The following is a 21,456-nucleotide window of genomic DNA, read 5'->3' on the forward strand; positions in this document are numbered from 1 at the left end:
CTTTATTAAGGAATTTTTTATGCAAGAAATTATTGAACAACTCGCTGCTAAGCGCGAACTCGCGCGTTTAGGCGGGGGTCAAAAACGCATTCAAGCGCAACACGCCAAAGGCAAACTAACAGCGCGCGAACGAATTGAACTATTACTTGATGCCGGCAGTTTTGAAGAGTGGGATATGTTTGTTGAACATCGCTGCCACGATTTTGGAATGGGTGAGCAAACCGTGCCTGGCGATGGTGTGGTGACGGGCTACGGCATGATTAATGGGCGTTTGGTATTTGTGTTTTCACAAGACTTTACAGTGCTTGGCGGCTCTTTATCTGAGGCGCATGCCGAAAAAATTTGCAAAATTATGGACCAAGCGCTAAAAGTCGGCGCACCTGTCATTGGCTTAAATGATTCTGGTGGAGCCCGAATACAAGAGGGTGTGGCCTCTTTAGGAGGCTATGCAGAAATTTTTCAACGTAATGTCACCGCTTCCGGCGTCATTCCCCAGATTTCGCTCATTATGGGGCCCTGCGCAGGCGGTGCGGTTTACTCACCAGCTTTAACCGATTTTATTTTTATGGTGAAAGATAGCTCGTACATGTTTGTTACAGGCCCTGAAGTAGTGAAGACCGTTACGCATGAAGATGTGAGCGCTGAAGAATTAGGAGGGGCTTTAACTCATTCAACAGTTTCGGGAGTTTGTGATTTAGCCTTTGAAAATGATGTCGAAGCCATCATGATGTTGCGGCGATTTTTTAATTATTTACCTCTCTCCAACCGTGAAAAACCACCTATTGTGCGCTCGGCAAAACGCAATGAAGAGCCCGACTATTCACTCGATACCCTAGTGCCAGCGAATCCAAACCAACCTTACGATATGCACGAATTAATTCGAAAAATTGCTGATGATGGCGAGTTTTTTGAATTGCAACCCGATTTTGCAAAAAATATCATCATTGGCTTTGGGCGGATGGAAGGCCAAACGATTGGTATTGTGGCTAACCAACCCTTAGTTTTGGCAGGCTGTTTAGATATTAAATCATCCATCAAGGCAGCACGGTTTGTACGCTTTTGTGATGCTTTTAATATCTCCATTGTGACCTTAGTAGATGTGCCTGGTTTTATGCCGGGTACTGCTCAAGAGTATGGCGGCATTATTAAGCATGGCGCTAAATTACTATATGCCTATGCCGATTGCACAGTACCAAAGGTTACCTTAATTACCCGTAAAGCATATGGTGGCGCTTACGACGTCATGGCTTCAAAACATTTGCGCGGTGACGTGAACTTCGCTTGGCCTTCAGCAGAAATTGCAGTAATGGGCCCCAAAGGTGCGGTAGAAATTATTTTTCGCGAAGAAAAGGGCGACGTTAATAAAATCAATGCGCGTGAAGCCGAATACAAAGCTAAATTTGCTAATCCATTTGTTGCAGGACGGCGTGGCTATATTGATGACGTCATTTTGCCTCACGAAAGTCGCAAGCGAATTGCACGTTCGCTGATGATGTTAAAAAATAAAGAATTACTGAATCCGCAGCGTAAGCACGGCAATATTCCGCTGTAAGCCTAAGGTAAATTCATCATGACTAAAAAAATGTTTAAGAAAATTTTAATTGCTAATCGGGGCGAAATTGCCTGTCGGATTATCAGTACGGCACAGCGTATGGGCATTAAAACAGTAGCCGTTTACTCAGCCGCGGATCGCGAATCAAGGCATGTGCGGATGGCCGATGAGGCTGTTTTTATTGGTCCTGCGCCATCACGTGAATCCTATTTATTAATTGAGCGCATTATTCAGGCCTGCAAAGATACTAGCGCTGATGCAGTTCATCCAGGATACGGTTTTTTATCCGAGAATGCCGAATTTGCTGAGCGCGTGGAAGCTGAAGGAATTACTTTTATTGGTCCAAAATTTCCGGCGATTGCTGCAATGGGCGACAAAATTGCCTCAAAAAAACTGGCTTTAGCTGCGCATGTTAATACGATTCCTGGTTACAACGAGGTGATTGAAAGCCCAGAAGAAGCGGTCAAAATTGCTCAAGACATTGGTTATCCAGTCATGATTAAAGCCTCCGCCGGAGGTGGTGGTAAAGGTCTGCGGGTAGCACACAATGATGCGGAGGTGCTGACTGGGTTTGTGACCTGTAAAACTGAAGCTGCCAATAATTTTGGTGATGATCGGGTATTTATTGAAAAATTTGTGGTTGAGCCACGGCATATTGAAATTCAAATTCTGGGCGATGCCCATGGCAATGTCGTGTACTTATGGGAGCGGGAATGCTCAATTCAACGTCGTCATCAAAAGGTCATCGAAGAAGCGCCATCCCCATTTATCAGCGCGGCAACCCGCAAGGCCATGGGCGAACAAGCGGTTGCTTTAGCAAAGGCAGTGCAATATCAATCTGCCGGTACAGTTGAATTTGTGGTTGGTGCCGACCAATCTTTTTATTTTTTGGAAATGAATACCCGCTTGCAAGTAGAGCACCCTGTTACCGAAGCCATTACGGGGCTTGATTTAGTTGAGCAAATGATTCGGGTGGCGGCGGGCGAAAAATTGACTTTTACGCAAGCAGAAATTCAACTGAATGGCTGGGCGATGGAATGTCGAATTAATGCCGATGATCCATTTCGTCATTTTTTACCTTCTATTGGACGTTTAGTGAAATATCGCCCGCCTGAAGTAGGCAACGGTGTAAGAGTAGATACTGGCGTTTTTGAGGGTGGTGAAATACCAATGTATTACGACTCAATGATTGCTAAGCTAATTGTTCATGGCGCCAATCGGCAAGAAGCCATTGAAAAAATGCGCAGCGCCTTAAATGAATTTGTGATTCGGGGAATTCATTCGACTATTCCATTTCAGGCTGCCTTATTTCAGCATCCACGATTTGTTTCAGGCGATTTTAATACCGGCTTTATTGCTGAGGAATATCCCAATGGTTTTCATCCCGATTCAGTTCAACCGCATGACCCCTACCTTTTTGCCGCGCTAGCTACATTTATGCGCCACCGCTACCTCGAGCATATTCAACTAATCGACGGCCAATTAATTGGTCATGAAATGGTGATTGCTAAGCGTTTTGCGGTCGTTACTGGCAAGCGCGTGGGGGCAAGCGATGATCAATACATTTTGCCGACACGCATTGAGCTTAAAGAGGGCGTATATACAGTGTATGTAGATGGCGCGAATGGCTTAAGCCGCTACGATATAGCGAGCCAATGGCGCCCTGGCGCAATTTGCTTGCGCGCCACCATTAATGGCACCCGTAAGTTAACTGCACAAGTGGAACGTCGCGGGGTTGGTTACCATTTGGTCTTAGATGGCGCCCAGTATGCCTGTATGGTTTTAAGCCCCTTTGGCGGAGAAATGCAACAGCGCATGCCCATTAAGGCTTTGCCAGATACCTCTAAAATGCTCTTCTCGCCAATGCCGGGTTTATTAACTCAAGTTGCGGTTAAAGTGGGTGACTCTGTTATCGCAGGTCAAAAGTTAGCAGCGATTGAGGCCATGAAAATGGAAAATACTTTAGTCGCTGCGCAAGACGGCGTCGTTGCCGAATTGTTGGTTAAGCAGGGCGATAGTTTGTCGGTTGATCAGCTGATTATGCGCTTTGAATAAGGTTGAATTATTAATTGAGAAAACCAGAATGTCTACAGTAAAACAACGCCCATTCCAAATTTTAGGGGTACAACAAATTGCCATTGGAGGTAGCGATAAAAATAAATTACGGCATCTCTGGCTTGATTTATTGGGCTTGCAATTTAAAAATTCCTTTGTGTCGGCACGTGAAAATGTCGATGAAGATATCTGCGCAATTGGTAGTGGTACCAATACAGTTGAGGTCGATTTAATGCAACCTCTCGATTTTGAAAAAAAGCCAGCAGTTCAACAGACGCCATTAAATCATATTGGCTTATGGGTCGATGATTTGCCCTTGGCGGTGCAATGGCTTGAAGCGCAGGGATTGCGCTTTGCCCCCGGTGGAATTCGCGCAGGCGCAGGAGGACATGACATCATTTTTATTCATCCCAAAGCGAACGATGCCTTTCCCTTTAGTGGGGAAGGTGTTTTAATCGAATTGGTACAAGCTCCTGCTGACGTTATCCAGTCATTTAGAGTTGCAGTTTAATGGCTTACGCATGCGCATCTTAGCAATTGAAACTTCAAGTGCATGGTGCTCGGTGGCCTTAGCATTGAATCAACACACTGTTTTGCAGCGCCATGAACACCTCGGCGCGGCTGCAAGTTTGCATTTATTGCCCTGGATAAATACGCTACTGCAAGAAGCTGAATTAGAATTAGTTGAGATTGATGCCATTGCTGTTGATATTGGCCCTGGTGCATTTACGGGAGTGCGTTTGGGCATTGCTTGCGTACAAGGCTTGGCTTGTGGTGCTCATATACCCGTTATATCGGTAATGAGTTTAGATAGTATTGCTTGGCAAGCTCTGCAGCAGATGAATTTACTGAGTCATAATGCCGATCAATTTTTAGTGATTTTAGATGCGCGGATGCATGAAGTCTATTGGGCTAAATATATTCTGCAAGATGGTTGCCCAGTACGCTTAACTGCACCTCAATTAGCTTTGCCAAGTCAGATAGCGCTTGAAGACATTGCTTGGGTCGTTGGCAGTGGGGTTCATTTATGCAGCGGGGCAGTGCAAGCACTTGCTTATAAGACGGAAATTAGCGCTCATGCCTTAGGTGTTTTAGGCTGCGCGAGGCCCCAACTGACTGCAGGCCTACAACACGATGTTCGCTTGCTAGAGCCTTTATATGTGCGTAATAAGGTTGCTTTCACCAGCGCCGAACGCGCTCGTAATGCATTGCCTGCTGCTGCCCAGTAGAAATGTTTTTTAGCGAAATACAGTATGGCTAATTTGGCTTTTCGAGCGATGCAAAAAGATGATTTAGAGCGGGTTTTGACTCTTGAGCTCGAGTCGCACCTGCATCCGTGGACACGGGGAAATTTTACCGATTCGTTAGCAGCGGGCCATTGGGCTTACTGCATCGAGAGTGATACTAGTAAGGAGTTATTGGCTTACTTTATTTTATTTCCGGCAGTAGATGAGTTGCATCTATTAAATATTACGGTGAATCCGGCGGTACGTCGACGCGGTATTGGCACACGGTTAATGGCGTCAATTGAAAATATTGCTCGACAAAGTCATTGCCAACGTATTATTTTAGAAGTGCGTCCGAGCAATACCATAGCTCTGCAGTTATATGCCCAGGTAGGCTTTTTACTCATTGGACAAAGAAAGCAGTATTACCCACTAGACCCACAATTGGGTGAACGCGAAGATGCTTATGTATTAGCAAAATCGCTTAAAATCAATACCCTATGACCCAAGCACGTTCTGCCTACCTAAAAGAAATGGGCGTATCTGAGTGGCTTGCTCGGGATACCATTACCCCGACCTCACAATCTGCTGAGTCCAACATGCAACCGCTGGCAACTTTATCCAATGCAGTTACCTCGCAAACTGAGCCACAATTTCAATGGTGGTTTTTTGGTAAAACGACAGAGGGTGATGAGGCGATCTTATTTAATCAATGTCTGCGCGTCTTAGGCTTAAGTGCCAATGAATGGCGCTGGTTTCGTCTCGATGGTAAGCAGCTGCTCGATCCAATTACAACTACCGTACCAACCTACCCATTGGTTGCAGTGGCCTTTGGTGCAATGGCTGCGCAAAGCCTTAGTGGTGAGAAAGAGCCGCTTTTACAACTACGCGACATTGTTCTTACGCTTACTAGTGAGGCTAATGAGCATGCTTTTGAAGTGCCTTTAATTGCCAGCTTTGAATTAGCCCATTTGCTGGCCCGGCCAAAAGATAAGGCTTTACTGTGGAATGACTTGTTATTAGCGCATTCGGTTTTGCATAATTTGTAACCAGCGGTGAATAACTGCAGCGCGACTGCAGCGCCTTTTTCGGGCCTTACTTTAGTGCTTGGCCTCGCCAATTAAATGTAAGGAATCGTATTCGGCTTGATTGGCCGCATGTCGTCTTATGACTAGCCACATAATGAGACTAACACTAATACCAAAGCCCACAATCATGATTGGCACTGGGACATCGAGCCAAATTAATAATGCGTAAATTAATAACATTCCTAGGACTGATAAATTTTCATTAAAGTTTTGCACTGCTATAGAATGGCCCGCCGACATTAACACATGGCCCCGATGCTGTAAGAGGGCGTTCATTGGCACCACAAAATATCCGGCTAACCAGCCCACTAGAATTAAAAGTAAATAGGGCGGTACTAAATTGAGGGTGATATTGAGTTTGCCAATTTGCAACAAGCTAGTTGCAGGCAGCATATCAGCGTTATAAAAAGCCATGGTGCAGACGACTAATCCCATGGCGATACCATGAGGCAAGACGCGCAAAGATTGTTTGAGGGGAACCTTCCACGCCGCATAGACTGCGCCACCCGCCACGCCAAAGGCTGAGATGGCTTGCAAAATTGCGCCTTGTGACAGATTCATATTTAAGGCAACTTGCGCCCATTTCAAAACAATAAATTGCAGGGTTGCGCCGGCGCCCCAAAATAAGGTCGTAACCGCGAGTGAAATTTGCCCCAAACGATCATCCCAAAGCGTTTTAAAGCATTTTGCAAAATCAACAACGAGTTCAATAGGATTGGTTTTTTGTTCCCGATATTTCACTCCCGTATCGGGAATACGCAGATTGATTAAGGCGGCAATAACATAAATGAGCATAATAACTAAGATCGCTGATTCAGCCGGTGTATCAACCGAGGTAGTAATAAAGGGCATATCAAAACTGAGTAAATCGGTAGAAACTGTTCGACTTATTAAGATGCCGCCTAAAACAGTGCCTAAAATAATTGAGCTGACAGTTAAGCCTTCAATCCAGCCATTTGCAGCGACTAATTTTTCGGGAGGGAGTAGCTCAGTTAAAATTCCATATTTAGCTGGTGAATATGCTGCTGCACCTAAACCAACGATGGCATAAGAAAGTAAAGGATGGCTACCAAATAGCATGGTCACGCAACCAATAAATTTGACCGTATTAGTAATAAACATGACGTTGCCCTTGGGGCGAGAATCAGCAAAAGCACCCACAAATGCAGCAAGGACAACATAGGAGAGGACAAAAAATAATTTTAGTAAAGGGGTCATCCAGGCTGGTGCGTGTAATTGAGCCAAAAGCGCAATTGCAGCAATAAGCAAAGCATTGTCGGCTAGCGATGAAAAAAACTGTGCTGCCATGATGATGTAAAAACTACGGTTCATTCGTACAATCGTTTTATTAGTGTTGGTTAGATTAGATCATGAAAGGAGTTCACGTTATGGGGCGACCTATTTTGGCAACTATGGATACCCATGCCTTGCGCCATAATTTAACCCGCGTTCGTGAACTTGCCCCTCAAACCTGGGTTTGGTCAGTTGTTAAGGCAGATGCCTATGGCCATGGCTTTGCTGCTGCTGTGCAGGGTTTATCGTTGACTGATGGCTTTGCCTTGCTCGATTTGCAAGATGCGCGTCACTTACGAGAAATGGGTTGGCAAGGCCCGATTTTGCTCTTAGAAGGGGTATTTTCAGTGGCCGATTTAAGGCTGGCATTTACCCTTGACTGCACTTTGGTGGTGCACACAGAAAGCCAAGTGGCCGCACTTGAGGCCTTCGATTTAACTCAACATCAAGCTAAACCAAGGCCCATTTATTTAAAAATGAATACCGGCATGAATCGTTTAGGCTTTAATACCAACGACTATCGCATGATGTATCACCGTTTACATGCAGCTGGATATCACGTTCACCATATGACCCATTTTGCCAATGCTGATCGGGTCGATTGCCTGCCCTCGGTAGGTGCACAGTACGACTTATTTAATGAAACCATTACTGGTTTAGCTGGCGATACATCGACAGCAAATTCAGGGGCAATTTTGTGGCACCGAACCGCCTTAGGCAACTGGGTACGGCCTGGAATCATGTTGTATGGGGCATCGCCCACAGGGCGTTATGCCGACATTGCCCATGCACAGTTGCAACCCGTGATGCGCTTAAGCTCGGAAATTATCAGCATTCAAACAGTCAAAAAGGGGGCCAGAATTGGGTATGGTGGCCGCTATACGGCACCAGAGAATATGCGTATTGGCGTCATTGCCTGCGGTTATGCTGATGGCTATCCCCGTAGTGCAGTTGATGGTACCCCTGTTTGGGTTGCAGATGCCGATGACATGGGTAAGGGTGTGATTTGCCCCTTGGCAGGTCAAGTTTCGATGGATATGCTTACCATTGACTTACGCGCTGCGCCGCAAGCACATATCGGCAGCGTGGTTGAGTTATGGGGCCATGAAGTACCCGTCGATGAGGTAGCACAAAAGGCCGGCACCATTGGTTATGAATTGCTCTGCGCCTTAGCGCCGCGCGTTCCAGTGCAGGTGATTAGATAAGGGCTTATTTATTCCAGATTTGCCACCAGCGAGCTTCTTTTTTGGCACGGGAACCCGTTTCTAAAATATCGCTATTAGGAAAATTTAAATGAAATACCCGCGTGGCGTCAGTGACTAATTCTGTCATACCCAATTTTTCATACGACTGAATTAATAAGTAGAGGGCTTCTTCAACCGCGGGCGCACGATCATAATCACGAATAACTAATTGCGCTCGGTTTGCCGAAGCTAAATACGCACCGCGATGAAAATAAAATCGCGCAACAGTAATATCGCCTTCAGCTAAAGAGTTTACGATGTAGCGCATACGGTCAATTGAGTCGGCAGCATATTTACTATCGGGAAAGCGGGTTGCAACTACTCGAAAGGCTTCAAAGGCTTCGCGCGCCGCTTTCGGATCACGTTCGCTCAGCTCTTGTCCAGTAAAGCGACCCATGAAGCCAAGGTCATCATTAAAACTAATTAACCCTTTTAAATAGTAGGCATAGTCTAAATTGGGGCTACCTTGGTAGAGCTTAATAAAACGATCGATGGCAACTGAAGCCTGAGCTTGTTCACTGGCTTTCCAGTAACAATAAGCCGCATTAATTTGGGCTTGCTGAGAATAAGCGCCAAAGGGAAAGCGAGCCTCTAGTTTTTCAAAGTACTTGCCACACTTATCAAAATCACCATCTTTTAACTTAGCATTCGCCTCTGAATAGAGCTTATTTTCCGACCAGCCATCGGTTTCATCTTTTGGGGTACTACTACAGCCACCCAAGATGAACGAGCTGAGTGCCATCATCGCTAGCAAGGTAATCAGCAATAGCCGAGGTCTAGCCCGTAAACTAGGGGCTAATTGAGCTAAATTCACTGCGAGAGGGTACTTCAACCGTGGCATTGCCGCAAACTCCGAATTCCAATGGGATTGATTATATCGATGATGAGGATTTCATTGCTTTTGAAATTCCGTGGGACAGTGCAGGCGCACGTCTTGACAAAATGCTGGCCATTACCTTAACTGATTATTCGCGTAGCCGCTTACAAACTTGGGTTGAGGCTGGCGCCGTAACCGTTGATGGTGAGGTGCGTAAAGCGCGCTATCTATTGAAGGGCGGCGAGACAGTGCGAGTCTATCCCCAGGAGATGCCTGAGCAACATGCTTTTGCAGCAGAAAACTTGCCGCTACAACTGCAGGTCGTTGACGAGAGCCTCCTTGTAATTAATAAACCCGCTGGCTTAGTGGTGCATCCTGCGGCAGGCAATTGGTCCGGCACTTTGCTTAATGGCTTGCTTTTTCATTATCCAGAGCTTAGCCATTTACCCCGCGCTGGTATTGTGCATCGCTTAGATAAAGATACCTCGGGATTAATGGTCGTGGCTCGTACCGCTATTGCCCAAACTGCTTTAGTACGGCAATTGCAGGCCCATTTAGTTCATCGGCACTACTTGGCCTTGGTTTGGGGCGTTGCGCCAGCTTTAGGCAAAATTGCCACGCCCATTGCGCGCGATACGCGCGATCGGTTGCGAATGGCGGTAGTCGGCAAAGATCAAGGCAAAGCGGCCTTAACGCATTTTCGACGCTTGGCTCAAGGCACTTTTATGGGTAAACCGGTTGCCTTGCTTGAGTGTCGGCTAGAGACCGGCCGAACCCACCAAATTCGGGTCCATCTTGAATCAATTGGGCTACCCTTATTGGGCGACCCCATTTACCGCAAACAACTTCATCATCTGGCGAAAGAATTGCCCTTTCATCGTCAAGCCTTGCATGCGTATGCCCTTGGACTACAACACCCACAAACAGAACAACTGTGTAATTGGTTTCAAGCCCCACCTAATGATTTGCTGGAATTACTACAACTAGTCGAAATTGACGCTAGCGCCTTACCCACTGCCGCTGCTCTGGAGGCAAAATAAATGATGAGGCTTGACGCGAGCGAAAAATTACCGGCGGCTACCTTTCAATTTTTAGAATCATTACCAATATTGGTGCCAAATTGGCCAGCACCTGCTTCGGTGCGGGCCTTGGTAACGACCCGCGCGGGTGGGGTTAGTTCAACTCCTTACGCCGAGTTGAACTTAGGCGACCATGTGGGAGATGAGCCTCTACAGGTTGCTGAAAACCGTGCTCGTTTGCGCCAATTACTGCCCAATGACCCCGTTTGGCTTCAGCAAGTGCATGGTACGACGGTCTGGCAATCTGGCGCACTTCATCAAGCAGACGCTGCGATTAGCGCCGAACTAGAGCAGGTCATTACAGTGTTAACGGCCGACTGCATGCCAGTGCTATTTTGTAATCGGGCGGGCAATTTAGTTGGGGTTGCGCATGCTGGCTGGCGAGGCTTATGCGCGGGGGTGCTTGAAAATACCGTGCAAGCACTTGCTGAAAAATCACGGCTACTAGGTCAAACCTTAGCAATGGAAGATATTTTGGTTTGGCTTGGTCCCGCTATTGGCCCTAGTTGCTTTGAGGTTGGCAATGAAGTACGCGAGCAATTTATTGCTGCGGCAGAATTAACCGAGGCAAATCTTCCGCTTGAGGCCTTTCAAGCCATACCAAGTAAGCCGCAAAAATATTGGGCTAATTTATATCAATTGGCCCGTATGCGGCTACAAAATTGTGGCATTCATGCAATTTATGGTTCTGAGTGTTGCACCTTTACGCAACCAGACCATTTTTTTTCACATCGGCGCGATGGGGTTTCGGGGCGCTTTGCCGCGCTAATTTGGCTTACAGTGCCTAAAAAAACGCTTAAGAGGTAAAAATAGTCAAGCTAGGGTTAGTGCCGATAACCCTTAAGCCATATTCCGTTGAGAATGGGCCTTAGATTTATAAGAAATTGACTTAGGAAACCGATGTTAGCCACAGCCCATTCGGGGAAATCCCCAACGCTTTCTCCTCAGCACATGGCCCTCATTCCGCCCGAGCGCTTAACTGAAATTCAAAAAAACTACTTTGATGAAGTAAGCCAATTCACTGCAGACCCAATGGCGTTTCCTATTAGTGATCGACGTTTCAAGGGTAAGGCTTGGGAATCGGGCTGGAGCCGCTCGATTGTAGGTATGTATTTAATTAACTCAAAACATTTACTAGCATTAGCCGATGCAGTTGAGAGTGATGCCAAAACTAAACAAAGAATTAATTTTGCCACCTTGCAATTAATCGATGCTTTATCACCAGCTAATTTTGTGGCTACTAACCCAGAAGTGTTAGAAAACATTATTAATACTCAGGGCCAATCGATTCAGAATGGGATTTTAAATTTGCTTGCCGACTTAAAAAAGGGCAAAGTTTCTCAAACCGATGAAACTGCTTTTGAGGTTGGTAAAAATTTAGCCCAGTCTGAAGGCGCGGTCATTTTTCGATGTGACTTATTCGAGTTAATTCAATATAAGCCTCTAACTGACACAGTATACGAGCGGCCTTTTTTATTGGTGCCACCCTGTATTAATAAATTTTATATTTTAGATTTGCAGCCCGAAAATTCGGTGGTACGGTATTTGGTGAGTGAGGGCCATACTGTTTTTTTAGTTTCTTGGAAAAATCCTGATGATTCAATGCGCCACACTACTTGGGATGACTATATTGGTAAAGGCGTGATTAAAGCGATTGAGGTAACTAAGGCAATTGGCGCAATTGAGCAAATTAATTTATTGGGTTTTTGTGTTGGCGGTACTTTAGTTGGCAATGCTTTGGCAGTTTTAGCAGCGCGCAAAGAAAATCCTGTAGCCAGTTTGACTTTATTAACTACCTTGCTTGATTTTTCGGATACCGGAATTCTCGATGTCTTTATAGATGAAGGCATGGTTGAGATGCGCGAAAAATCGATGGGTGGTCCAGAGGGGGGGTTGTTGTCTGGTCGTGATTTAGGTAACACTTTTTCATTTTTACGCCCCAACGATTTAGTTTGGAACTACGTCGTCGACAATTATTTAAAAGGCAATTCGCCGCCACCATTTGATTTGCTCTATTGGAATGGGGATTCAACTAATTTACCGGGTCCAATGTACAGTTGGTACTTACGGCATACTTATTTGCAAAACGAATTAGTGAAGCCTGGCAAACTAACAGTATGCGGCGCAAAAATTGATTTAGGCAAAATTACTTGCCCAGCATACATCTTTGCTTCGCAAGAAGACCATATAGTTCCGTGGCAATCGGCTTATAGTTCGACGCAAATTCTTGGGGGTAAAAATCGTTTTGTCTTGGGGGCGTCAGGCCATATTGCTGGGGTAATTAACCCCCCTGCAAAAAAGAAACGTTACCATTTTTTAAATAATCAATTGCCTAAAAATGCCGAGGCATGGTTAGCTGGAGCCAAAGAAGTGCCAGGCAGCTGGTGGCCCGATTTTTCAGCATGGTTGACTCAATTTAGTGGGGCACGCAAACCTGCTAGCAATCAATTTGGTAATGCTCTCTACAAAAAACTTACTGATGCACCAGGTGAGTATGTGAAGGAAAAGGCGCAGGTCATTGATTAGTCATTTTTTTAAGCTATGCTAAATTAAACCTACGGGCTAATTTAAATAATAAATTTAAGAATGGGTTTAATCGTTAGTTTTAATTTGTTGTTAATACAGATTTTTAAGGAGACGTAATGTCGCAAAAGATAGCTTATGTAACAGGTGGGATGGGCGGCATTGGCACGGCTATATGTCAGCGCTTAGCTAAAGATGGCTATAAGGTCATTGCTGGTTGTGGGCCAAACTCGCCGCGTAAAGACCGCTGGATTGGGGAGCAAAAGGTGCTGGGTTATGACTTTGTGGCTTCTGAAGGTAACGTAGCAGATTGGGCAAGCACAGTTAGTGCTTTTGAAAAAGTGAAGGCCGATGTCGGTCGGGTAGATATCCTGGTGAATAATGCCGGCATTACCCGCGATACGGTTTTTCGTAAAATGAGTCCCGATGATTGGAAAGCGGTAATCGATACCAATTTAAATTCCTTATTTAACGTTACTAAGCAAGTGATTGATGGCATGGTTGAAGCGAATTGGGGACGGATTATTAATATTTCATCGGTCAATGGGCAAAAGGGACAGTTTGGACAAACCAATTATTCAACTGCAAAAGCGGGTTTACACGGCTTCACAATGGCCTTATCGCAAGAAGTTGCCAATAAAGGTGTGACTGTTAATACAGTGTCGCCAGGGTATATTGCAACCGATATGGTGAAGGCTATTCGTGAGGACGTGCTGGAGAAAATTGTTTCTGCCATTCCGGTGAAGCGCCTTGGTTTACCGAATGAGATTGCCTCTATTTGCGCTTGGATTGCTTCGGAAGATGCTGCTTTTGCCACTGGCGCTGATTTTTCTCTGAATGGCGGAATTCATACGGGCTAGGCTAAGCACGCTACACTAGCCCTTATGTTAGAAATGGACGCAAGGAAAATAGTATGGTTGCACGTTTGAAACGAGCCGGCGAAGAGCGGCTGATAAAGAAATATCCCAATCGACGCCTGTACGATACGCAAACTAGCGCATATGTCACCCTAGCTGATATTAAAGATCTGGTGATGGCTAGTGAGGCGTTTAAGGTGGTCGACGCCAAAACTGAAGATGATTTAACCCGCAATATTTTGATGCAGATTATTTTAGAAGAAGAAGCGCTTGGCGAGCCAGTATTTTCAAGTCAAATGCTCTCGCAAATTATTCGTTTTTATGGCCATTCAATGCAAGGTCTGATGGGTAATTATTTAGAAAAAACCCTTGAATCCTTTATGGACATTCATAATAAATTAAATGATCAATCGAAAGTGGTACCAGGTGTAGGTAGCGAAGCTTGGGCACAAATGATGAATTTGCAAAATCCCTTAATGCAGGGCTTAATGGGCAATTACCTCGATCAGAGCAAAGAGTTATTTATTAATATGCAAGAACAAATGAAGGGCTCACAAAATTTATTTGGCGGTTTTCCCTTTGCCCCAAGCGCCAAACCCACTGACAAAGAATAGTTGTGTCGAGTAAGGTAGGGTTTATTTCCTTAGGATGCCCTAAGGCGCTAGTTGATTCTGAATTAATTCTTACTCGCTTGAGTGCCGAAGGCTATGAAACCGCCAAGGACTATGCGGGCGCTGATTTAGTCATCGTCAATACCTGTGGCTTTATTGATGCGGCCGTAGAGGAAAGTTTAAATGCCATTGGCGAGGCCTTAGCCGAAAATGGCAAAGTCATTGTTACGGGTTGCTTAGGTGCACGTAAAAATGCCGATGGTAGCGATTTAATTCAAAGCATGCACCCCAAAGTACTAGCGGTTACTGGCCCCCATGCAACTGAAGAAGTAATGCAAGCCATTCATTTGCATTTACCCAAACCCCACGATCCTTTTATTGATTTAGTGCCCGAGATTGGTGTGAAGCTCACACCAAAACATTATGCATATTTAAAAATTTCTGAAGGCTGTAATCATCGCTGCACCTTTTGCATTATTCCTAGCATGCGCGGAGACTTGGTTTCCCGACCAATTGGCGAGGTCTTAAGCGAAGCAGAGCGTTTATTCGCTGCGGGCGTTAAGGAATTATTAGTGGTATCTCAAGACACTAGCGCCTATGGCGTTGACATTCAATATCGGACGGGCTTTTGGGATGGTAAACCGCTTAAAACTCGCTTATTCGATTTAGTCGCAGCACTCAATCAATTGGCGCGAAGGCATGAGGCTTGGGTACGACTGCATTACGTCTATCCCTATCCTCATGTTGATACGATTTTGCCCTTAATGGCTGAATTTGCTGAATCTGGTTATGGCGTGTTGCCGTACTTGGATATTCCTTTTCAGCACTCACATCCTGAGGTTTTAAAACGGATGAAGCGGCCGGCGAGCGGGGAAAAAAATCTGGAGCGCATTCAGGCTTGGCGGGCGGTTTGTCCTGACTTAATTATTCGCAGTACTTTTATTGCGGGTTTTCCTGGCGAAACGCAAGCTGAGTTTGAGCATTTATTAGATTTTCTAGATCAAGCGCAAATTGATCGAGCCGGTTGTTTCGCGTATTCTCCCGTAGCTGGTGCTCTAGCCAATGAATTAATCAATGCGGTACCCGAGGCAGTGCGCGAAGAACGGCGTAGCCAGTTTATGGCACGGGCTGAAAAGATTTCGATTGCTAAGTTACACAAGCTGGTGGGTCAGCGCCTGCGTATTTTGGTTGATCGGGTCGATGGCAGCGGGGGCATTGGCAGAACCGCAGGAGATGCCCCCGAAATTGATGGCTTGGTCAAAATCTTGCCGGTCACTAAAGCGTCTAAACGCTATCGGGTAGGTGACTTTGTACGCGCTACCGTGCTGCAGACCCAAGGACATGATTTGTTGGTAGAAATATAAAAACTTGGCAAATTGATTATAAGAGCGATAATAATGGGGATAAACAGTGATAAATAAGGGGAATTCAAGATGAGTCGGGATGTCGTCGTATTAAGTGCAGCGCGCTCTGCAATTGGCAGTTTTGGTGGTGGTTTAAGCAGTTTTGAGCCAGCCGAGTTAGGCGGTATTGTCATGAAGGAGGCAATTGCTCGTTCTGGCGTTAATCCGAAAGAAATTAATTACGTAACGGTTGGCAATACTATTCCCACAGATAGCCGCTATGCCTACGTGGCACGGGTTGCAGCAATTCAAGCGGGTTTACCGATGGAATCGGTGGCCATGGCTCTCAATCGTTTATGTAGTTCAGGCTTGCAAGCCATTGTGACAACGGCGCAAGCGATTATGTTGAATGATTGCGATTACGGTATTGGCGGTGGTGTAGAGGTGATGTCGAGAGGCATGTATGGCTCGCCAGCAATGCGCAGTGGCGCGAGAATGGGTGACAGCAAAATGCTCGACCTGATGGTGGCGGTATTAACCGACCCCTTTGGTGTAGGTCATATGGGCGTGACTGCTGAAAATTTGGTGGAGAAGTGGAAGCTAACGCGTGAGGAGCAAGATGCCTTGGCGGTTGAATCGCATCGCCGGGCTGGCATTGCAATTAAAGAAGGACGATTTAAATCGCAAATTGTGCCAATTACCATTAAAACTCGTAAAGGGGATGTGGTTTTTGATACCGATGAGCATTGCAAGCCAGAAACAACGATGGAAACCTTGAGCAAAATGAAAGCTGTTTTTAAAAAAGAAGGGGGTTCTGTAACTGCCGGAAACGCGTCAGGCATTAATGATGGAGCAGCCTTTTTTGTGTTAGCAGCAGCTGAAGCAGCGGCTAAGGCTGGCCATAAGCCAATGGCGCGTCTGGTTTCCTATGCTATCGCCGGCGTACCTAACGAAATTATGGGTGAAGGCCCTATTCCAGCAACCAAAATTGCGTTACAACGTGCGGGCTTGAAATTAGATCAAATCGATGTGATTGAATCGAATGAAGCATTTGCTGCGCAAGCCTTAGCGGTAACCAAGGGTTTAGGTTTAGATCCAGCAAAAACCAATGTGAATGGCGGCGCAATTGCTTTGGGTCACCCAATTGGTTGCTCGGGAGCGGCCATTGCAACTAAAGCGCTTTATGAGTTGCAGCGGGTGAATGGAAAATATGCTTTAGTTACGATGTGTATTGGTGGTGGACAAGGAATAGCAACCATTTTTGAGCGCATGTAATTTAGCGCAATAAAGCCAGAGCAGCATCTAAGCCGACTCGGTCAAAAGCCGCGTCGGCTTTTTCTTTTACTAATGGTTTAGCGCGATAAGCAATGCTCAGCCCTGCGCCAGCCATCATTAGCAAATCATTAGCACCATCGCCAATTACCATAGCTTGCGTTTTATTGCAGCCCAATGTTTGGCAGACTTGTTCGAGACAGTGAGCCTTACCAGCGCCGTCAATAATATTACCCAATACCTTGCCCGTAAGAAAACCGGCTTGAATTTCTAAGCTATTTGCGTGAGCTTGATGAAAACCTAAAGCGTGTTGTAATTTATTGGTAAAAAATGTAAAGCCGCCAGAAACTAGTAGGGTATGTAGGCCTAATAGTTTAGCTTGGGCAATGAGTTCGGCAGCGCCAGGGTTGGGTCTTAAGCGTTCGCGATACACCGCTTCTAAAACAGCTTCTGAGACACCTGCTAATAAGGCGACTCGTTGTTGCAAACTGTCGCTAAAGTTCCTAATTTCGCCCCGCATCGTGGCTTCGGTAATTTTGGCTACAGCCGCTTTTTGACCTGCAAAATCAGCAATTTCATCTATACATTCAATATTAATTAAGGTCGAATCCATGTCGATGGCCAATACCCGCAATTGTGCTGGATCAAAGTGAGCGGGCAAGAGGGCCATATCGGCCTGAAAGTCGTTTAGTAATGCCCGCAATAGGGGGCGTTGCTCTGCAGATAAGACTTGATCGAGATGCCAAGACTGCACAGTTAATGTTGCGCTATTAGCTTGCTTTAAAGGTTTAATCTGTATGCCCCGTTCTTGCATCCATTCGTTTACTGCGAGATCGAATGCCAATGGCAACACTTGGGGTGAAAGGGCAACTAACTGCGGGTTCAAGTTCATGAAACGTTACTGAGAAGAAGATATAAATTGAGCTGCATGAGTTAAGCCATGCTGAGGGCAGATTCATTTAAGCGTTTTAGCACTTGACGAATTTGCTCTAAGCGTTTTTCCAATAAATCAAAGTCATGAGCTTGAGGAGGAATAATTTTTAAACGATCTTGGCCATTGAGTTGAATATGCGCATGGGTTTGAATAAGTTGAATAATACGCAGAGGATCAATAGGCGGATTGGGAATAAAATGCATTTGAATGGCTAATGGACTAGCATCAATTTTTTTAATCCCATAGCCCGCCATTTCTAAACGTAAGCGATGGGTTTCATAAAATGATTTGGCCGGATCGGGTAAGTCACCAAATCGGTCGACCAATTCTTCACGCAAGCCCATTAACTCTGCAAAGTCATGGGTTGCTGCAAAGCGCTTGTAGAGGGAAAGTCGCTCATGTACATCTGGGCAATATTCTTCAGGTAATAAGGCTGGCACACCTAAATTCACATCAGTTGTAACTTGTAAAGGTGCCAATAAGTCGGGCTCTTTACCACTTTTTAATGATTTAACTGCGCGGTTGAGCATTTCGGTATAGAGCTGATAGCCAATTTCATGAATTTCGCCTGACTGTTTGTCACCTAAAACTTCACCAGCTCCACGAATTTCTAAGTCATGCATGGCTAAATAAAAGCCTGAACCCAATTCTTCCATGGCCTGAATTGCATCTAGACGTAATTGCGCTTGTTTACTCAGGGCATCGGGATCGGGCACCATTAAATAGGCATAGGCCTGATGATGCGAACGGCCAACGCGCCCGCGCAGTTGATGCAGTTGGGCTAAGCCAAATTTATCGGCGCGGTGCATGATGATGGTATTTGCAGTGGGCACATCAATACCAGTTTCAATAATCGTTGTGCATAATAGAATATTGCTACGTTGCGTAACAAATTCGCGCATCACGGTTTCAAGTTGCCGCTCGTGCATTTGACCATGCGCCACACTGATGCGCGCCTCGGGTAAAAGTGCCTGTAAAGCTAGGCGGCGGTTTTCGATGGTTTCAACTTCATTATGGAGAAAATAAACTTGACCACCCCGTTTAATTTCCCGCAACACGGCTTCACGGATGACATCATCACCCTCGCGGCGCACAAACGTTTTAATGGCTAAGCGTTTTTGGGGTGCGGTAGCAATAATAGAAAGTTCTCGTAAACCTTCCATCGCCATACCTAATGTTCTTGGAATAGGGGTAGCTGTGAGTGTCAGAATATCAACTTCGGCACGTAAGGCCTTTAGGACCTCTTTTTGGCGCACCCCAAAACGATGCTCTTCATCAACAATAACCAAACCCAAACGATTAAAGTGGGTATCTTTAGAAAGTAATTTATGGGTACCAATCACAATGTCGGCATCGCCAGCGGCAATTGCGGCTAGAGCAGCGGTAATTTCTTTCGCAGTTTTGAAGCGCGATAGCTCCACGACCTTCACGGGCCAATCGGCAAAACGATCTTTCCAAGTAGCGGCATGCTGTTCCGCTAATAAGGTAGTAGGGGCCAGAATAGCAACTTGCTTACCCCCCATTACGGCAATAAAACTAGCCCTTAAAGCCACTTCAGTTTTTCCGAAACCGACATCACCGCAGACTAAGCGATCCATCGATTTGCCATTGGTCATATCGCTAATAACGGCGGCAATAGCTGTGGTTTGGTCAGGCGTTTCTTCAAAACCAAAGGCTTCGGCAAAAGCGGCGTAATCATGCGCAGAATATTCAAATGCATGACCTCGACGTAGCGCGCGAGCCGCATAGAGATTAAGTAATTCAGCGGCGGTATCGCGAATTTGTTGGGCTGCTTTACGCTTAGCTTTTTCCCATTGTCCTGAACCCAATTGATGTAAGGGAGCCGATTCAGGATCGGAGCCCGCATAACGGGTGACTAATTGCAATTGATGCACGGGTACATAAAGCGTCGCCTGATTGGCGTAAACCAAATGTAAAAATTCTTCAAAGAGGGGTGTTTCTTTAGGTGGCGCTAAGTTGAGTAAGACCAGCCCCTGATAACGCCCAATGCCATGTTCAGCGTGAACTACTGGATCTGCAATTTTCAGTTCAGCTAAATCCTTAAACAACATATCGGGATCGCTAATTTGCTGAGCGCTACCTTTGCGTCGTTGCCGCGCGGTAGCCGTAAAAAGCTCTGCTTCCGTAATTACAATGAGCTTGGCACTTGGCCAGCTAAAGCCATTAAATAAAGGGGCAATTACTAAACCAAAGCTGGCTGTTCCGTTAATAAAGTCGGCTAAGTTTTCACTTTGAGTCGGTTTTAATGCAAAAGGCAAACTATTTTTAGAATCGGTAACTAAATTACTTTCTTCAATGAGTTGTCGAATCGATTCGCGGCGTCCGGCGGTGTCAGCGCAGATGACCACCCGATATTGCTGTTGTGCAACGAGATGACGCAAACGTGAGAGGGGATCAGCATCACGTCGGTGGACTGCGACTTCAGGTACTGGCAGAAAGGGTGGCGTGGTGGATGCTACTGCGGATGTAGTAAGCGCAGTGTTCTCCAGCGTTAACCTTGGGTAAGCCTTGGCCCGAGTAAAGAAAGTGTCAACATCTAAAAACAACGCTTCTGGATTGAGAATGGGGCGCTCAAAATCATGTTTTAAAAAGTTGTAACGACTTTGGGTTTCTTTCCAAAAACTGCGAATACTACTCTCAATATCGCCTACCGAGGCAAGCCAAACACCCTCACCTGCAAGCGGTAAGTAATCGAAGAGCGTAGCTGGCTCAGCAAAAAATAATGGCAGGTAGGATTCAATACCAGCGCTAGGAATGCCAAGGTTGGCATCTTTATAAATTGCACAGCGACTGGGGTCACCCTCAAAGACTTCCCGCCAACGGCCACGAAAAGCTACACGGGCCGCGTCATCAAAAGGAAATTCATGTCCTGGTAAGAGACGAATTTCTTTTACTGGGTACAGGCTACGTTGTGTATCAGGGTCAAAAGCACGAATTTGTTCAATTTCATCACCAAACAAATCAAGGCGAAATGGTAGTGCCGAACCCATCGGAAATAAATCAATTAAGCCACCCCGAATACTATATTCACCTGGACGCATTACGGCACTCACCGGGTCGTATCCTGCTTGCTGTAATTGCAAACGGAGGGCGCTTTCATTTAAATGATCGCCCTGTTTAAAGAAAAAAGTATGGCCAGATAAAAATTGGGGCGGTGCCAATCTTTGCAGGGCGGTAGTGACTGGAATTAAAACAATGTCACAACTGCCATTGAGCATTGCATGCAAGGTTGCTAAGCGCTCGGAGACTAAATCTTGGTGTGGCGAAAATTGATCGTAGGGCAGTATTTCCCAATCGGGTAGAAGGCGGGTTTTAAGTTGAGGAGCAAAGGCAGGAATTTCTTCTGATAGCCTTTGAGCATCTTGTGCCTGAGCACAAAAAACCACCAAGATGGAAAATTGCGCGCGGTAGAGTAAGGCCGACTCTGCCAGTAAAGCCGCATCGGCTGAGCCCACTAGGCCGGAAAAGGTAAAGCGCTGCCCAGCCCTTGGAGCAGGGACGGGGGGTATTTGCAAGATTCCATCAGACATCTGCCGTCATT

At 45.8% G+C, this 21,456-nt stretch carries 18 protein-coding genes; 14 read left to right on the plus strand and 4 right to left on the minus strand.

The features are described from left to right. Positions 1-19 precede the first annotated feature (19 nt). Genes LZT22_RS02170 through LZT22_RS02195 form a run of 6 tightly spaced genes read left to right on the plus strand, consistent with a single transcriptional unit; the run spans position 20 to position 5,882 of the window. Positions 20-1,552 carry an acyl-CoA carboxylase subunit beta gene (locus LZT22_RS02170; protein WP_233923424.1) on the plus strand — a complete coding sequence of 511 codons (1,533 nt, stop codon included), beginning with the start codon at positions 20-22 and terminating at the stop codon, positions 1,550-1,552. A gap of 30 nt (positions 1,553-1,582) precedes the next feature. Further along, on the plus strand, positions 1,583-3,607 hold the full coding sequence (gene accC / locus LZT22_RS02175; protein WP_233923721.1) for an acetyl-CoA carboxylase biotin carboxylase subunit: 2,025 nt from the start codon (positions 1,583-1,585) through the stop codon (positions 3,605-3,607). Between the two features lie 28 nt (positions 3,608-3,635). Then, a complete protein-coding gene (locus tag LZT22_RS02180; protein WP_233923425.1) occupies positions 3,636-4,118 on the plus strand; it encodes a VOC family protein in 483 nt (160 codons plus the stop codon). 10 nt (positions 4,119-4,128) lie between these two features. Next, the gene (gene tsaB, locus LZT22_RS02185; RefSeq protein WP_233923426.1) at positions 4,129-4,836 is read left to right on the plus strand and encodes a tRNA (adenosine(37)-N6)-threonylcarbamoyltransferase complex dimerization subunit type 1 TsaB; all 708 of its coding nucleotides are present in this window, start codon (positions 4,129-4,131) and stop codon (positions 4,834-4,836) included. Between the two features lie 24 nt (positions 4,837-4,860). Next, positions 4,861-5,337, plus strand: coding sequence for a ribosomal protein S18-alanine N-acetyltransferase (rimI, locus tag LZT22_RS02190; protein WP_233923427.1), 477 nt, complete (start codon positions 4,861-4,863; stop codon positions 5,335-5,337). Next, positions 5,334-5,882, plus strand: a complete 549-nt coding sequence (locus LZT22_RS02195; RefSeq protein WP_233923428.1) for a hypothetical protein — start codon at positions 5,334-5,336, stop codon at positions 5,880-5,882. The genes rimI and LZT22_RS02195 overlap by 4 nt, the downstream gene beginning before the upstream one ends. A 51-nt stretch (positions 5,883-5,933) precedes the next feature. On the opposite strand, the gene lplT is transcribed toward LZT22_RS02195, so the two are convergent. Further along, entirely contained in the window at positions 5,934-7,253 is a 1,320-nt protein-coding gene (gene lplT, locus LZT22_RS02200; RefSeq protein ID WP_233923429.1) for a lysophospholipid transporter LplT, read from the minus strand. Positions 7,254-7,309: 56 nt separating this feature from the next. Between lplT and alr the strand changes: the two genes are divergently transcribed. Continuing rightward, a complete protein-coding gene (gene alr / locus LZT22_RS02205) occupies positions 7,310-8,419 on the plus strand; it encodes an alanine racemase (RefSeq protein WP_233923722.1) in 1,110 nt (369 codons plus the stop codon). 4 nt (positions 8,420-8,423) lie between these two features. On the opposite strand, the gene LZT22_RS02210 is transcribed toward alr, so the two are convergent. After that, positions 8,424-9,299: an outer membrane protein assembly factor BamD gene (locus LZT22_RS02210; RefSeq protein ID WP_370634806.1), complete on the minus strand. Its 876-nt coding sequence runs from the start codon at positions 9,297-9,299 to the stop codon at positions 8,424-8,426. On the opposite strand from LZT22_RS02210, the gene LZT22_RS02215 reads away from it, so the two are divergent. The 7 genes from LZT22_RS02215 to LZT22_RS02245 all read left to right on the plus strand — a co-directional run bounded on the left by LZT22_RS02215 (position 9,293) and on the right by LZT22_RS02245 (position 16,963). Then, positions 9,293-10,315 (plus strand): RluA family pseudouridine synthase, encoded by a 1,023-nt coding sequence (locus LZT22_RS02215; RefSeq protein WP_233923430.1) that lies wholly within the window; start codon positions 9,293-9,295, stop codon positions 10,313-10,315. The genes LZT22_RS02210 and LZT22_RS02215 overlap by 7 nt on opposite strands. A gap of 3 nt (positions 10,316-10,318) precedes the next feature. Continuing rightward, positions 10,319-11,161, plus strand: coding sequence for a peptidoglycan editing factor PgeF (pgeF, locus tag LZT22_RS02220; protein ID WP_233923724.1), 843 nt, complete (start codon positions 10,319-10,321; stop codon positions 11,159-11,161). Between the two features lie 93 nt (positions 11,162-11,254). Next, positions 11,255-12,880, plus strand: coding sequence for a class I poly(R)-hydroxyalkanoic acid synthase (gene phaC / locus LZT22_RS02225; RefSeq protein ID WP_233923431.1), 1,626 nt, complete (start codon positions 11,255-11,257; stop codon positions 12,878-12,880). Positions 12,881-12,996: 116 nt separating this feature from the next. Continuing rightward, positions 12,997-13,737 (plus strand): 3-ketoacyl-ACP reductase, encoded by a 741-nt coding sequence (locus tag LZT22_RS02230; protein WP_233923432.1) that lies wholly within the window; start codon positions 12,997-12,999, stop codon positions 13,735-13,737. 53 nt (positions 13,738-13,790) lie between these two features. After that, positions 13,791-14,348, plus strand: coding sequence for a polyhydroxyalkanoate synthesis repressor PhaR (gene phaR, locus LZT22_RS02235; protein WP_233923433.1), 558 nt, complete (start codon positions 13,791-13,793; stop codon positions 14,346-14,348). Positions 14,349-14,350: 2 nt separating this feature from the next. Beyond that, positions 14,351-15,709, plus strand: coding sequence for a 30S ribosomal protein S12 methylthiotransferase RimO (rimO, locus tag LZT22_RS02240; RefSeq protein WP_233923434.1), 1,359 nt, complete (start codon positions 14,351-14,353; stop codon positions 15,707-15,709). Between the two features lie 69 nt (positions 15,710-15,778). Then, positions 15,779-16,963: an acetyl-CoA C-acyltransferase family protein gene (locus LZT22_RS02245; RefSeq protein ID WP_233923435.1), complete on the plus strand. Its 1,185-nt coding sequence runs from the start codon at positions 15,779-15,781 to the stop codon at positions 16,961-16,963. 1 nt (position 16,964) lies between these two features. Here the strand turns inward: LZT22_RS02245 and serB are convergent, their stop codons facing one another. Both serB and mfd read right to left on the minus strand, forming a co-directional pair. Further along, the gene (serB, locus tag LZT22_RS02250) at positions 16,965-17,774 is read right to left on the minus strand and encodes a phosphoserine phosphatase SerB (protein ID WP_370635183.1); all 810 of its coding nucleotides are present in this window, start codon (positions 17,772-17,774) and stop codon (positions 16,965-16,967) included. 119 nt (positions 17,775-17,893) lie between these two features. Next, positions 17,894-21,445: a transcription-repair coupling factor gene (gene mfd / locus LZT22_RS02255; RefSeq protein ID WP_233923437.1), complete on the minus strand. Its 3,552-nt coding sequence runs from the start codon at positions 21,443-21,445 to the stop codon at positions 17,894-17,896. Positions 21,446-21,456 lie beyond the last annotated feature (11 nt).

The organism is Polynucleobacter sp. IMCC 29146, assembly GCF_021395195.1.
In the GTDB taxonomy this organism is placed as follows: Bacteria; Pseudomonadota; Gammaproteobacteria; order Burkholderiales; family Burkholderiaceae; genus Polynucleobacter.

Excerpts from the sequence above, each read along its gene's own strand:
- LZT22_RS02170 (WP_233923424.1), top strand. The coding sequence starts at position 20 with ATGCAAGAAATTATTGAACAACTCGCTGCTAAGCGCGAACTCGCGCGT.
- accC (WP_233923721.1), top strand. The coding sequence starts at position 1,583 with ATGTTTAAGAAAATTTTAATTGCTAATCGGGGCGAAATTGCCTGTCGG.
- LZT22_RS02180 (WP_233923425.1), top strand. The coding sequence starts at position 3,636 with ATGTCTACAGTAAAACAACGCCCATTCCAAATTTTAGGGGTACAACAA.
- tsaB (WP_233923426.1), top strand. The coding sequence starts at position 4,129 with ATGCGCATCTTAGCAATTGAAACTTCAAGTGCATGGTGCTCGGTGGCC.
- rimI (WP_233923427.1), top strand. The coding sequence starts at position 4,861 with ATGGCTAATTTGGCTTTTCGAGCGATGCAAAAAGATGATTTAGAGCGG.
- LZT22_RS02195 (WP_233923428.1), top strand. The coding sequence starts at position 5,334 with ATGACCCAAGCACGTTCTGCCTACCTAAAAGAAATGGGCGTATCTGAG.
- lplT (WP_233923429.1), bottom strand. The coding sequence starts at position 7,253 with ATGAACCGTAGTTTTTACATCATCATGGCAGCACAGTTTTTTTCATCG.
- alr (WP_233923722.1), top strand. The coding sequence starts at position 7,310 with ATGGGGCGACCTATTTTGGCAACTATGGATACCCATGCCTTGCGCCAT.
- LZT22_RS02210 (WP_370634806.1), bottom strand. The coding sequence starts at position 9,299 with ATGCCACGGTTGAAGTACCCTCTCGCAGTGAATTTAGCTCAATTAGCC.
- pgeF (WP_233923724.1), top strand. The coding sequence starts at position 10,319 with ATGAGGCTTGACGCGAGCGAAAAATTACCGGCGGCTACCTTTCAATTT.
- phaC (WP_233923431.1), top strand. The coding sequence starts at position 11,255 with ATGTTAGCCACAGCCCATTCGGGGAAATCCCCAACGCTTTCTCCTCAG.
- LZT22_RS02230 (WP_233923432.1), top strand. The coding sequence starts at position 12,997 with ATGTCGCAAAAGATAGCTTATGTAACAGGTGGGATGGGCGGCATTGGC.
- phaR (WP_233923433.1), top strand. The coding sequence starts at position 13,791 with ATGGTTGCACGTTTGAAACGAGCCGGCGAAGAGCGGCTGATAAAGAAA.
- LZT22_RS02245 (WP_233923435.1), top strand. The coding sequence starts at position 15,779 with ATGAGTCGGGATGTCGTCGTATTAAGTGCAGCGCGCTCTGCAATTGGC.
- serB (WP_370635183.1), bottom strand. The coding sequence starts at position 17,774 with ATGCAAGAACGGGGCATACAGATTAAACCTTTAAAGCAAGCTAATAGC.
- mfd (WP_233923437.1), bottom strand. The coding sequence starts at position 21,445 with ATGTCTGATGGAATCTTGCAAATACCCCCCGTCCCTGCTCCAAGGGCT.